We start from the raw sequence: 14,628 nt of genomic DNA, 5'->3' as shown, positions 1-14,628 counted from the left end.
GCATCAGGTCTTCTCCTCGATCGCGGCGTCGGCCGTGCGCTTCAGGCGCAGGCCGACCCGCACGCGCTCGCCGCCCGCGGGCGCATCAGAGGAGAGCGCGATGCGATCGATCGGCATGGCCGGATCGCGACGGAACGCGTCGTGGATCGCGAGCAGCCGGTCGCGCATCGCGGCGATGGTCGCGGCGCGGAACAGGTGCGTGTTGTAGATGAACTGGATCAGGTGCGTGCCCGCGCTTTCGACGACCTGGAACGACAGATCGAACTTCGCGGTCGTGTCGGGCGGCGAAACGTCGGTGATGCGCAGGCCGGACTGCGGCGCCGGCATCGACACGTGGTTCGCCTGAATGTCGAAGACCGGCGAATGGTTGGCCGGCGTGCGGATTTTCAGATCGTCGAGCAGCGCGTCGAACGGATAGGACGCGTGCTCGAGCGCCTGCGTCGACGCCTGCGCGACGGCGTCGATCACGTCGGCGACGGTCGCGGTGTTGCGCACCGGAACGCGCAGCACGACGGTGTTCAGGTACGGGCCGATCTGCGGCTCGAGCTGCTCGCGGTCGCGTCCCGCGGACACGCTGCCGATGACGATGTCCTCGCGCCCCGTGTAGCGGTGCATCAACACGCAGAACGACGCGAGCAGCACCGTGTAGAGCGACGTGCGGTGCGCGCGGGCGAGGGCCCCGAGGCCGTCCGCCTGAGGCTGCGACAGCGCGACTTCGAGCGTCTGCCCCGCATGGCCGAGCCGTTCGGGCCGCGGAAAATCCGCCGCCAGTTGCAGGCGCGGCAGCGGCGGCGCCAGTTGCTGGAGCCAGTACGCGCGATGCGCGGCCGCGCGCGGGCCGGCGACGCTCGCGTTGTGCCACGCGGCGTAGTCGCGGTACTGGATCGACAGCGGCGGCAGCGCGCGCCCGTCGTAGAGCGCCTGCAGATCGTCGGTCAGCACGCGGATCGACCACGCATCGGAGATCACGTGGTGCATGTTCAGCAGGAGCAGGTGCCGGGCCGGCGACAGCCTCACCAGCCTGACGCGCAGCAGCGGCCCCGTGGCGAGATCGAACGGCTGCTCGCTTTCCGCGCGAATCAGCGCATCGATCGCGTCCGGCCCGGCGTCGGTCGCGAGCGTCGCGTGCTCGACGCGGAACCCCGACGCGTCGCGGCTCAGGATGCGTTGGCGCAGCTCGCCTTCGCTCATCGCGAACACCGTGCGCAGGCTCTCGTGGCGATCGACCAGCCGGTCGAACGCGGCGACGAGGCGCGCGGTGTCGACGGCGCCGTCCAGCTGCAGCGCGCCCGCCATGTTGTAGGTCGACGGGGCCGCGCTGCGGCTCGCGAGCCAGATGCGCTTCTGTGCGCGGGATACCGGATACGACGCTTGCGCGGCGAGTGCCGGGATGAGCGCGTCGGCGGCGGCGTCGTCCGCGGGCGACGAGGCGAGCTTGCGCGCGAGGGCGCGCGGCGACGGCGCATGGAAGATGTCGGCCACCGCGACGTTCAGTTTCAGTTCGCGGCGGATCCGGCTGACCATCTGGATCGCCTTCAGGCTTTGGCCGCCATGCTCGAAGAAGTCGTCGTCGACGCCGGTCGGCCGGTGGCCGAGCACGTCGGCGAAGATCCGCAGCAGCGCCGCTTCCACCGGCGTCTGCGCGTCGGCGGGCGCGCCGGCCGGCGCCGCAGCGGCTTCCGGCAGCGGCAGCGCCGCGCGGTTGATCTTGCCGTTCGGCATCACCGGCAGGGCCGGCAGCAGCACCACCGCGTCGGGCACCATGTGCGCGGGCAATTGCTCGCGCAGCGCGTCGCGCACGCGCTGGGGCGTCCAGCCGGCGTCCGATGCACCCGATGCACCCGCCGCGCCGGCCGCATACGCGGCGTACGCGCACAGCGTCTTGCCCGCGTCCTGCGTGTCGCGCGCGACGACGACCGCGTTCGAGATGCCGGCGAGGCCGGTCAGCGCGGCTTCGATTTCGCCGAGCTCGATCCGGTAGCCGCGGATCTTGACCTGGAAGTCGCGGCGGCCGAAGAAGTGGAGATTGCCGTCGGCCCCGAAGCAGCCGATGTCGCCGGTGCGATACAGGCGTGCGCCGGGTTCCGGGCTGAACGGATCGTCGCGGAACACCGCCTGCGTGCGCGCTTCGTCGAACAGATAGCCGCGCCCGACGCCCACGCCGCCGATGCAGATTTCGCCCTTGGCGCCGACCGGGCACGGATTCATGTCGGCGTCCACGACGTAGAGGCGCAGGTTCTCGATCGGCCGGCCGATCGGGATGGCCCGCAGCGCCGGCGCGTGCGTCATGGCGTAGTGCGCGACGGAGTCCGACGCTTCGGTCGGGCCATATGCGTTGATGAGCCGCACGGCCGGATTCAGCCGGAACCACGCCTGCGCGGTGGCAGGCTGCAAGGTTTCGCCGATCGTCAGCAGCGTGTCGAGGTCAGGGAAGGCCGGCTCGGCGTGCTGTTCCAGCTCTTCGACGAAGGTCGCGAGATACGACGGCACGAATTGCATCGCCGTGATGCGGTCGCGACGGAGGCAGTCGATCAGGCGCGCGGGCTCGAGAATGACGTCGTCGGGATAGATCACCGTCGTGCCGCCCGACGCCAGCGCCGCGAAGCACTGCCACACCGAAATGTCGGAGCAGTGCGACGCGGTCTGCGCCACCGCGCCGTGCGCGCCGAGCCCGACTCGGCGCGCCATCGCGAGCACGTGATTGAGCATGCCGCGATGCTCGACCATCGCGCCCTTCGGCTGCCCGGTCGAACCAGACGTGAAGATCACGTAGGCGAGGTCCGCCGGGCCGGCGCGCGGCGTGCGCGGCGGCGCGTCGCCGTCGCCGTCGCGGTGCGCGGCATGCGCGGGGTCGACGAGCGGCACCGACGCGAGCGCGACCGGCGGCCGACGGTCGGCGCCGACGATGATCGAAGGGCGCGCCAGCGTCAGGATCGTCTCGACGCGCTGGGCCGGATAGGCCGGATCGACCGGCACGTATGCCGCGCCGCATTTCCAGATGGCGAGGATCGTCTCGAGCATCAGCGGCGAGCGCGGCATCCACACGGCGATCCGGTCGTCCGCGCGCAGCGGCGCGGCCCGCATCAGACGGGCGGCGATCCGCTCCGCGCGTTCGACCAGCTCGCCGTAGGTGCGCACCTCCGTGCCGCAGCGCACCGCAATCCGGTCCGGGTGGGCGGCTGCGACGGCGTCGATCAGTTCGGGCAGCGTGCGGTCGGCCGGAACGGGCGCGCCGGTATCGTTCCAGCCGTGCAGGAGCGCGTCGCGCTCGGCGGCGGCGAGGAGCGGGATGCTGCGGTTCGGGCGATCCTGCGCGCCGGCCAGGCCGACGAGCAGCGTTTCGACATGGCGCAGCAGCCGCACGATCGTGTCGCGATCGAACCGCCCGTCGTCGTACAGCGCCTGCAGCGACAGGCGCTTGCCCGGCGTCACGACCAGCGTGAGCGGGTAGTTGTTCGGATCGGACACGTCGAATGCGCCGATCCGCAGGCCCGGCAGCGCATCGGCCAGCGCCTTCTCGACCGGATAGTTCTGGAAGATCAGCAGGCTTTCGAACAGCGGCACGCCGGGCGGCAGTCCGGCGAATTTCTGGATGTCGGCGAGCGGATGGTGCGCATATTCGTCCTGCTGCGCGAGATCCGCCTGCAGCTGGGCGAGCCATGCGGAGGTCGGACGCGCGTCGATTTGCACCCGCACCGGCAGCGTGTTGATGAACAGCCCGACCATCTCGTCCGACGCCGGCAGCGACGCCGGGCGACCGGACACGATCGTGCCGAACACGACGTCCGATTCGCCGCTGTAGCGGCTCAGCAACTGCGCCCACGCGCCCTGCGCGAGGGTGTTGAGGGTGATCCGGCTGGCTCGCGCGAACGCGACCAGCCGCTGCGTGTCGTGCTCCGACAGCAGCAACGGCTCTTCGACATAGGCGCCCGGCGCGGCCGTGCCGTCGAGTTCCGGCTGGCCCAGTACGAGCGGCGTGGTCGCCGGGAAATCGGCCAGTTTCGCCTGCCAGAAGCGTTCGGCGGCAGCGGTGTCCTGACTTGCGAGCCAGCGCACGTAATCGCCGAAGGCCGGTGGCGGCGCGACGTCGGCCGCTGCCTGATACGCGGCGGCCACTTCGCTCAGCAGCCGCGCCGAGCTCCACCCGTCGAGCAGGATGTGGTGATGGCTCCAGTGGAACCGCCATGCCTGATCGCCGAGGCGGAACAGCGCGAGGCGGAACAGCGGCGCCTGCGTGAAGTCGAAGCCGCGCGCCCGGTCCTGCGCCACGTAGGCGTCCCAGCGCCGGTGCGCGTCCGCGGCGGATGCCGCGCGCAGATCCTCGTCGTGCCACGGCAAGTCGATCCGGCGATGCACGACCTGCACGGGACTTTCGGTTTCTTCCCAGTGAAACGAGGTTCGCAGGACGTCGTGTCGCTGCGCGACCGTCTCCCATGCGCGGCGGAAGCGTGTGGCGTCGAGCGCGCCGTCGATCCGGAAATTCAGGCTGCTGAAGTACGCATCCGACTCGGGTTCGAACAGGCCGTGGAACAGCATGCCCTGCTGGGTCGGCGTCAGCGCGTAGACGTCGGCGATCTCGTCGGCGGCGAGCGCTGCCGGCGCCGACGCCGACAGCGCGGGCGACGCGGCATGTGCGGCGACCAGCGCCTCGAGCGCCGCGACGTACGCATGCGCGACGCGCCGAATCGTGTCGGCGTCGTGGCATGCGCGGCTGAATTCCCATGCAACGTGCAGGCGATTGCCCGCGACGTACGCGTTCACGTCGAGCAGGTGCTCGCGCAGCTGGTCCGGATGGCGGCCGTCGCCGCTCGGCTCCGCGGCCGGCTGCCAGTCGCGTGCGGCGGCGAACAGCTGGTCGGTCTGGCCCAGGTAGTTGAACAGCAGCGCCGGCTGCGGCAGCGGGCCGTCGAGGCGGTCCTGCAGCAGGCCGTAGCCGATGCCGCCATTCGGCACCGCACGCAGTCGCGCCTTGACCGACGCCACCAGTCGCGCCGGATCGCGCACACCGGCATCGGCGCTCAGCACGACCGGGAAGATCGACGTGAACCAGCCCACCGTGCGCGAGATGTCGAGCGCGTCGATCAGCTCCTCGCGCCCGTGCGCTTCGAGATCGACCAGCACGTCGGCGCAGCCGCTCCAGTCGCCGACCGCGCGCGCGAGCGCCGCCAGCAGCAGGTCGTTGATCTGCGCGTCGTAGGCGCGCGGCGCGGCGCCGAGCAACGCCGCGGTGGCGGCCTCGCCGAGTTCGACGACGATCGTCTCGGCGGACGACACGGTATTGGCGGCGGCCGGCGCGGCGCGATCGACCGGCAGCCCCGGCTGCGCGCCGCGCGCGACGGCCTGCCAATGGGCGAGATCGGCGTCGGCGGCGCCGGAGCCGGAGCCGGCCCACGCCGATCTCGCCTGCGTCCATGCGGTCCAGGTCGCGCTGCCGCCGGCGAATTCCGGCGCCTTGCCGTTGCGCAGCCGCGTATAGGCGTCGTACACGGTTTCGAGCAGCGCGCCCCACGACACGCCGTCGACCACCAGATGATGGGCAATCAGCAGCAGACGCAGCGAGCGGCCGCCATCGAGGCGCAGCAGATCCGCACGCACGACGGGGCCGTGCGCGAGATTCAGGCTCGCATGCGACTGCGCGACGTGCTGCGCGAGCTCGTCGCGCACAACGTCGAACACGCCGACCGGCACCTCCTGATCGTCGACGACTTCCTGAAGCCAGCCGGCTTCGCCTGCGCGAAAGCGCAGCCGCAGCGCGTCGTGCCATCGCACCGCGTGCCGCAGCGCCTGACGCAGCAGCTGCGGGTCGAGGTCCGCCGGCACGTCGAGCAGCACGGCCTGGTTGTACTGATCCGCATCGGTCTTGCGCTGCGCGAAGAAGCGCTGCTGGATCGGCGTCAGCGGCAGCGGGCCGGACGACGCGACGAACTGCGCGGCGGCCGCTGTGCCGAGCGTGGCCACGGCGGCGAGCTCGGCGACGGTCGGATGCTGGAACACCAGCCGCGTCGTGATCTTCAGGCCGGCCCGGGCCGCCAGCGACACGATGCGCATGCTGAGGATCGAATCGCCGCCGAGCGCGAAGAAGTTGTCGTGGATGCCGGGCGAGGCGATGCCGAGCGCTTCGGCCCAGATGCCGCACAGCAGCGTCTCGGTGCGCGTGCGGGGCGGCGTCGGCGCGTCGGCGACGGCGGACCGCCGCGACCGGTCCGGCGCGGGCAGCGCCTTGCGGTCGATCTTGCCGTTGCCGCTGAGCGGCAGCGCGTCGAGCACCACGTAGACGCCGGGAACCATGTAGGCCGGCAGCGTGGCGGACAGCGCCGCGGCGATCTCGGCGTCGCCGAGCGACGCGCCGTCGCGGAACGCGACATACGCGCACAGCGCGGCGCGACCGTTCTCGTCGCGATAGTCGAGCGCGGCCGCCTGGCGGATCTCCGGAATCGCGGCCAGCGCGTTGTCGATCTCCCCGAGCTCGATCCGGTAGCCGCGGATCTTCAGCTGGTGGTCGCTGCGGCCGTGCAGCACCAGCGTGCCGTCGGGCAGATAGCTGCCGATGTCGCGCGTGCGGTACAGGCGCACGCCGCGCTGCGGACGGAACGGGTCCTCGACGAACACCTCGCGCGTGGCGGCTTCGTCGTTCAGATAGCCGCGCCCGACCGCGACGCCCGATACGCACACTTCGCCGGGGATCCCGATCGGGCACAGGTTCATCTGGGCGTCGACGACGTACAGGCGCACGTTGCGCAGCGGCTTGCCGACCGGCACGTACGGCGTGGTCGGCGCACTGGTCATGCGGTGCTGCGCGACGTCGTCCGACGCTTCGGCCGGGCCGTAGGCGTTCGACAGCGCGATGTCCGGGAACAGGTCGAACCACCGTTTCACCAGCGCGGGGCTCACCATCTCGCCCGTGACGAGCAGTTCCTGCAGATGCCGCATCGACGCCGGCCGTTCCGACGCGCGGTCGAGCACGGCCGACAGATACGACGGCACCAGTTCCAGGATGCTGACGCGGGCGGCTTCCAGATAGTCGACGAAACGCGCGGGATCGCGGATGCAGTCGTCGTCGACGATCACGGTCCTGCCGCCGACGAGCGGCGCCGTGAAGAACTGCCAGACCGAAATGTCGAAGCAATGCGGCGCCGTCTGGGCAATCACCGACGACGCCGTGATCGACAGCGCGTCGATCTCGGCGAGCATGTGGTTCAGCATGCCGGCGTGCTCGACCATCGCGCCTTTCGGCTTGCCGGTCGAGCCGGACGTGTAGATCACGTAGGCGAGGCCGTCGGACGACACCGGGCGGCCGAGGTTGCTGTCGTCGGCATCGACGTCGCCGCCGTCCGCGTCGAGCGACACGACCGGCGCGATTGCGGTCAGCTCAGGCGGAAGGAGGCCGTCGCAGGTGATCACCAGCGCCGCGCCGGAGTCTTCGAGGATGGTGCGGATGCGGGCCGCCGGATAGTCGGGGTCGATCGGCACGTACGCGGCGCCGCATTTCCAGACGGCGAGGATCGCCTCCATCAGTCGCGCCGACCGCTGCATGCAGATCGCGACCAGCGTGTCGGGCCCGAGCTCGGCGGCGGCCAGCAGGATGCGCGCGGTGCGGTTCGCGCGGGCGTTCAGTTCGGCGGCGCTCAGCACGCCGTCGCGGTACTCGACCATCGGCCGCTCGGGATGCTCGGCGGCCGCCTGCTCCAGACGGTGCACCACGGTGCGCGCGGCGTCGAACGGCACGGCGGTGTCGTTGAACACGTCCTGCAACCGATGCCGTTCGGCGTCGGGCAGGATCGGCACGCGGCCGAGCAGCCGGCCCGGATCGGCCGCGAACGCGTCGAGCGTCGCGGCCACGTGGCCGAGCATGCGCTGCATCGCGTCTTCGTCGAAGCGACGCGGGTCGAACGACAGCTCCATCTTCCAGTCGTCGCGGGCCGTCACCACGAACTCGAGCGGAATGTCGGCGCGGTTGTAGAGCTGCACCTCGTCGACGGCCAGCCCGTGCGCGCCGTGCGTGAGCGACGCGTCGAGCGGGTAGTTCATGAAGGTGACGTTGCTCTCGAACAGCGGCGTCGCCGCCGGCACGTCGCTGCAGCGCTGGATGTCGGGCAGCGGCGTGTGCTCGAACGGCGCGCGGGCGGCCACACGGGCCTGGATCATCTTCAGCCACGGCACCAGCGGCTGCCGCGGATCGACGCGCACGCGCACCGGCACCGTGTTGATGAACAGGCCGAGCATGGTTTCGATGCCCGGCAGATTGACGCCGCGCCCGGACACGACCGCGCCGAACACCACGTCGGTCTCGCCGCTGTAACGCGACAGCACGAGCGCCCAGGCCGCCTGCGCGAGCGTGTTCAGCGTGATGTGATGACGCGCCGCGAACTGCCGCAAGCGCGCGCTGAGATCGGCCGACAGGTCGGCCTGCACCTGTGCGAGACCCTGGCCGAAGCGCTCGCTCGCGCCGGCGCGCGCCGCGTTCGGCAGCGGGGTAGGCGAGCGGAACCCTTCCAGATAGCGCTTCCAGTATTGCTGCGCGGCCTGCGGGTCGCCCTGCTGAAGCAACTGGATATAGTCGCGATACGGGCGCACCGGCGCGAGCGCGGGCGGCGCGCCGCGCAGCAGCGCACCGTAGACGTGGAAGATCTCCTCGATGACGAGCGACAGGCACCAGCCGTCGGCGAGGATGTGATGGTGGCTCCAGCTGAACAGATGGACATCGTCGGCGATGCGCACCAGGCGGCAGCGCACGAGCGGCGCGCGATCGAGCGCGAAGCCCTCGGCCAGATCCGCCTCGAGATGCGCGCTCCAGCGCGCGCGCTGTTCGCGCTCCGGCACCTCGCGCCAGTCGTCCTGCACCCACGGCAGCGTGGCGTGCGCATGCACGACCTGCATCGGCTTGTCGACTTCCTCCCAATGGAACGACGTGCGCAGCACCGGATGCCGATCGACGAGCTGCTGCCATGCGGCATGAAACGACGCAGGATCGAGGCTGCCGGCGATCCGGCAACTGAGCTGGTTGAAGCTGCTTCGCGAGCCGGGCGCGTGCACGGCATGAAACAGCATCGCCGCCTGCATCGGGGAGAGCTCGTAGATATCGGCGATGGTCGGGGATGTCACGATTTGATCCTTGAGACGAGGGCGTCCAGCGCGTCCTGGCTGATGCGCGCAGCCGGAAAGTCCGACGGGCTGAGCCCGTGCTGTCCGTCGCGGGCGGCCGCGACGATCGACAGCAGGCGGCTGCGGTAGCACTGCGTGAGCCGCTCGACGACGTCCGGCGCGCAGCTCGCGCCGTTGTAGTGCCAGGTGAGGCGCAGGCGCCCGTCGAACACCATCCCGTCGATTTCGAACAGATGGCCGCGCCGTGCGCGCGGGCTGTGTTCGGGGCTCTGGAAATCGAGCACCGGCTTCCAGTCGGTGTCGTCGCCCAGCACGCGATCGACCTGACCGAGATAGTTGAAGCGCACCGGCGCCGGCGGCTGCCGCTCCAGCGCGGCCGCGACGCGCGGGTCGCGGCCGAGGTAGCGCGCGATGCCGTAGGGCAGCCCGCGCAGCGGCACGGCGCGCAGCTGCTCCTTGACGGCGCGCAGCGCCTCGACGGCCCCGGTCGCGTCGCCGGCGTCGAGGTACACCGGATAGTGCGCGGTGAACCAGCCGATCGTGCGCGACGTGTCGACGCCGTCGAACAGCGCCTCGCGGCCGTGGCCTTCGAGATCGACGACCAGCGACGCGGTGCCGGCCCAGTCGCCGAACGCGAGCAGCAGGGCCGTCAGCAGGACTTCGTTCACCTGCGTGTTGAACGCGCGCGGCACGTCCTGCAACAGCGCGAGCGTGTGCTGCGGGTCGAGCTCGACGACGGCCGTGCCGGCGTCGGCGACGGTGCCGACCGGCATGTCGTCGAAGCACGCCAGCGCGTCGACGTTCCGCTGCAGCCAGTAGTCGAGCCCGTCGAGCCCCTGTGCGCCGAGCGCGGCGACGCGGGTCGACCAGTCGAGCCACGACGTCGTCTTCGGCGGCAGCGCCACCGCTTCGCCGGCATCGAGCTGCCGGCACGCCGCGTACAGATCCTCGAACAGCACGCGCCACGACACGCCGTCGATGACCAGATGGTGAGCGACGACGAGCAGGCGTTGCGGCGCGTCCGGTTCGAACTGGAACAGATGCGCGCGCAGCAGCGGCGGCGACGACAGCGCGAAGCCCTGCTGCATGTGCGTGGCCGTGTCGAGCATTGCGGCGTGGCGGGCGGCGGCCGGCGCGCCGGCCAGCGACGTGACGCCGAGCGGAATCGCGAGCGGCGCCGCCGCATGCGTTTGCCGCCACGCGCCGGCCACGCACTCGAAGCCGAGCCGAAGCGCGTCGTGGTGCGTCGCGACGGCCGTCAGCGCGCGCTGCAGCACGTCGGGCCGCAACGTCGCCGGCACTTCGATCATCGTCGACTGGTTGTAGTGGTGCGGGTCGGCCACGTCCTGCGCGAAGAACCAGTGCTGGATCGGCGTCAGCGGCGCCGGCCCGACCACCGGCTCCTGCGCGGCGCGCAGCGGCGGCGCATCGACGACGACCTGCGCGAGGCCCGCAATGGTCGGATGCGCGAAGAACTGGTCGGCGGTGAATTTGAGGCCGACCTGCTGCGCGAGCGACATCACCTGGATGAGCAGGATCGAGTCGCCGCCCAGCTCGAAGAAATTGTCGTGCACGCCGATCGGCGCGCGGCCGAGCACATCCGACCAGATCCTGCCCAGCCGCGCTTCGACGTCGTTGGTCGGCGCGGCGTACGCGGCGTCGGCCGGCCCCGGCGAGGCGTCCAGCGCGTCGAGCGCGGCAAGTGCGTTGCGATCGGGCTTGCCGTTCGGCGTCACGGGCAGGCGTTCCAGCGCCACGATCGACGCGGGCACCATGAAGGCGGGCAGATGTGCCCTCAAGTGCTCGCGCAGGCTCGCGGCGCTCGCCGTCGCCGGGGCGACGCAGGCCATCAGCTGCTTGTGCTGCGCGGCGTCCTCGCGCACGAACACGATCGCGTCCGCGACGTCGGGATGCTGCCGCAGCGCCGCTTCGATCTCGCCGATCTCGATGCGGTAGCCGCGGATTTTCACCTGCGTGTCGCGGCGGCCGGTGATTTCCAGGTTGCCGTCCGGCAGCCACACGCCGAGGTCGCCGGTGCGATACAGGCGCTCGCCGGGTTCGAACGGATGCGCGACGAACGCGGCGGCCGTCAGGTCGTCGCGGCCGAGATAGCCGCGCGCCAGCGCGACGCCCGACACGCAGACCTCGCCCGTGCAGCCGTCGGGCGCGAGCGCGCCGTGCTCGTCGAGCAGGTACAGGTGCGTATTGCTGATCGGGCGGCCGACCGGCAGACGGCTGCCGTACGCGATCGCGGGATCGACCACGTAGTCGGCGATACAGACGGTCGCCTCGGTGGGGCCGTACGAGTTGTGGCAGATGCGGGTACGCGCCAGCTCGCGCAGCTCGGCCGCGCGCGCGGCGTCGCCCGCGCTGATCACGCGTTTCACGGTGTCGAGCGCGCGCCAGTCGAGCGCGGCGAGATAGGCCGGCGTCGCGTTGATGGTGGTGACGCGCTGCTGCGCGACGTATTCGACGAAACGCGGCACGTCGCGGATCACGCTCGGTTTCGCCAGCACCAGACGCGCGCGCGCAAGCAGCGTGACGAAGATCTCCATGATCGAGCCGTCGAACCCGGGCGAGTAGAACTGGACGAAGCGGTCGTCAGCGTCGAAGCCGAACGCGTCCACGTGGTACCGCGCCATGTTCAGCAGCCCGGCGTGTTCGAGCACGACGCCCTTCGGTACGCCCGTCGAGCCGGACGTGTAGATGACGTACGCCGCATCGTCGGGCCGCACGTCGGCCTGCGCCGGTTCCGGTGCGGGCTCGAGCGTGTCGAGCTGGAAGTCGAGCGCGAACATCGGAATCGCCCAGAAGTCGGCGAGCAGGGACAGATGTTCCGATTGCGTCAGCAGCGCTTTGACCTTCGCGTCGTCGATCATGAAGCGCAGCCGCTCCGGCGGAAACTCCGGGTCCAGCGGCAGATAGACCGCGCCGGCCTTCAGCGCGCCGAGCAGACCGACGATCCAGCGGACCGAACGGTCGGCCACGACGCCCACCACGTCGCCGCGTTCGATCGCGTATTCGGCGCGCAGGAACTGCGCGAGCCGGGACGCCTGGTCGTCGAGTTCGGCATAGGTCAGCGACGCCTCGGCGCTCGCGACGGCGATGCTGTCCGGCGCGGCGGCGACCCGCTGCGCGAACTGTTCGAGGAAGGTGCCCCGGACCGCGACGGGCGCCGCATGCGCACGCAGGCGCGCGCGCTCGGCGTCGTCGAGCAGCGACACGGTGTCGAGCGGCGCGTCCAGCGCGCCGAAGCCGGCCACGACGTTGCCCAGATGGCGTGCGAGGTGCCGCAGATAGTGCAGCGTGAACACCGTTGGCCGGCCCGTCAGCACGATCTCGTAGCCCGCGCGGCGTCTGATCTCGATCGACAGGTCGTAGTCCGCCGCCGCCCACGCTTCGTGAAGCCCGTCGAAGCGCACGCCGACGTTGGTCGTGCGCCGTTCGCCGTGCAGCTGGTGCGCGAGCGCGGCCACCGGAAAATCCTGATACGAATAGCTGCGCTGCACCGTGTCGCGCAGCTGGTTCAGATACGCGCGAACCGTCGGGCCGGGCTCGATCGCGTCGAACAGCGGCAGCGGATCGGTCAGATCGCGTGCGGCCGCGGCGACGAGGCCCGGGGTCTCGACGAACGCCGCGGACGTGTCGCCGTAACGGGCCAGCACGCGGAACAGCGCAGCCAGCAGCACGACGAACGCGCCGAGCTCGTTGCCGGCGGCGAGCTTGTCGAGCGTGAGCGACGCGTCGCCGTCGAGCGCGTACGTCAGTTCCGGCGCGGGGCCGAGCGGCAGTGCATAGGCTTGCCACGCCTGCTGCAGCCGGAAGTCCTCGGCGCTGCGGCCGAGCGCGTCGCGCCAGAACGCCGCGTGTTCCCGGTATTGCCCGCTGGTCGACAGCGCATTGAGATTCAGTTCTGACAAAGCACGATCTCCCTCGTCCCGTACAGGATTTCCGACGCGATGCCCTTGGCCTTGCAGTGCGCGACGAATTGCGTGGACTGGACGTGGCTGGGCGAGTTTTCGTCGAAGGTGTTGTCGAGCAGATGGTTCAGCCACGGCTCCTGACCCATCGCATAGACGTACGCCGCGTTGAACGCGAAGTCGTCCACCAGTGCGGCGGCCTCGCCGAACTGGCAGCCGCGCGCGCGGCGCGACTGGTCGATGTCGCGCGGCAGCGCGTGCGGAAACAGCGGGCCGTAGACCCACGACGGCGGCGCGCCTTCGGTCTCCATCCCGACGAACAGCGTGTCGGGCTTGCCGACCAGCCGGAACACGTGCTCGTAGAGGCACAGATCGAGGTTGCACGAATCGGCGATGCACAGCGCCGAGCGCGAGCCGAAGCGAATCATGAAGCTCTGCTTGCTCTGGATCGCGAGGTCGTTGTGTTCGCCGAGGAACGGAATGGCCGTGATGGCGCCGCCGGGCAGCGGGATCTCCTGCGCGTCGCGGACTTCGAGCACGTCGGCGAAGCCGAGCTGGCGCAACGCCAGTTGCAGCGACGGATCCTGCGGAAAGCCGTCGAGGTTCCTGCCGACCACCACGGTCTTGATCTTGTGGCGAAGCTGCAGCAGCGTTTCGAGCACGATGTGGTCGTGATGGCTGTGCGTGATGAGCACGTAGTCGATCTGGTCCGGCAGGTCCGCGAACGTATAGCGCGGCAGCGCGGTGTCGTAGCCGTAGCTGATCGCCGGGTCGATCAGGATGCTCACGCCGCGGCTCTGGATCAGCAGGCACGCATGGCCGTAGTAGTGGATCCGGACGTCGTCGCCGTCGAACGAGCGGTCCGGCTTCGGCGCCGGCGCCTCCTCGACGAAGAACGAGCGGAACAGCGGCTCGTCGCGTTCCTCCACGCGCATCAGGTCGACGATCTTCGCGTAGCTGGCGGGCGTCTCGCGCATGCGGAACAGCGCGTCGAGCGCGGGCTCGTCGAACGCCATGTCGCGGAACAGCGTGCGCTCGTCGCCGAGCCGCGGCGTGCTGAGGATGAACGGCCGCGGCGTGTGTTCCTCGATCGCCGACAGCGCGATGCTCTGCGCATCGCGCGCGTAGAACGGGCTCGCGTACAGCAGGCTTTCGAAGATCCGGAACGACGGGTTGTGATTCAGGTCGTAATAGATCTCGACGTAACCCTTCAACACGTCGGGAAGCGCGCGATAGAGCGGGTCCGAGGCCATTCCCTTCGCCTGGTCCAGCAGCAGCGCGGCGAACGCCTTGTAGGCCTTCGCCAGCTCCAGCTGCCGGGTCGCGCGGCGCTCGGTCTGCTCGATCAGCGCGCGGATCTCGTCGATGCGCTTGCCGTCCAGATCGAGGAACGGGCCGCCGCGCATCGCGGGGTCCTTGCACGCGGCCGCATGCATCAGCGGCGATGCGGCGTACGACTTCAGCAGCGGCAGGAACCGCTCAGCCACGTTGAGCGCGGCGGTCAGCGGCGGCAGCGTGTGGAACCACGCGTACCAGCTGTTGATCAACGGTTCGAACTGGATGTTCTGTCGCAGGTAGACCTGCGTGTTGGACGAAATGGTCAACG

At 70.5% G+C, this 14,628-nt stretch carries 3 protein-coding genes; all 3 read right to left on the bottom strand.

The annotated features are described in order from the left end of the window. Positions 1-3 precede the first annotated feature (3 nt). From AK36_RS28225 to AK36_RS28215, 3 genes are read right to left on the bottom strand one after another with little or no spacing between them, the layout of a single operon-like run. The gene (locus tag AK36_RS28225; RefSeq protein WP_045579762.1) at positions 4-9,060 is read right to left on the bottom strand and encodes a non-ribosomal peptide synthetase; all 9,057 of its coding nucleotides are present in this window, start codon (positions 9,058-9,060) and stop codon (positions 4-6) included. 38 nt (positions 9,061-9,098) lie between these two features. Further along, positions 9,099-13,022: a non-ribosomal peptide synthetase gene (locus tag AK36_RS28220; RefSeq protein ID WP_045579761.1), complete on the bottom strand. Its 3,924-nt coding sequence runs from the start codon at positions 13,020-13,022 to the stop codon at positions 9,099-9,101. Beyond that, entirely contained in the window at positions 13,010-14,626 is a 1,617-nt protein-coding gene (locus tag AK36_RS28215) for an MBL fold metallo-hydrolase (RefSeq protein WP_045579760.1), read from the bottom strand. Before AK36_RS28215 ends, AK36_RS28220 begins: the two co-directional genes overlap by 13 nt. Positions 14,627-14,628 lie beyond the last annotated feature (2 nt).

Source organism: Burkholderia vietnamiensis LMG 10929 (assembly GCF_000959445.1).
Taxonomy (GTDB): domain Bacteria; phylum Pseudomonadota; class Gammaproteobacteria; order Burkholderiales; family Burkholderiaceae; genus Burkholderia; species Burkholderia vietnamiensis.
The sequence above is the reverse complement of the archived record's forward strand: the minus strand, read 5'-3'. Positions and strand labels throughout refer to the sequence as shown.

What these genes read in the sequence shown, in the direction of transcription:
- AK36_RS28225 (WP_045579762.1), bottom strand. Translation starts at nt 9,060, where the DNA reads ATGCAGGCGGCGATGCTGTTTCATGCCGTGCACGCGCCCGGCTCGCGA.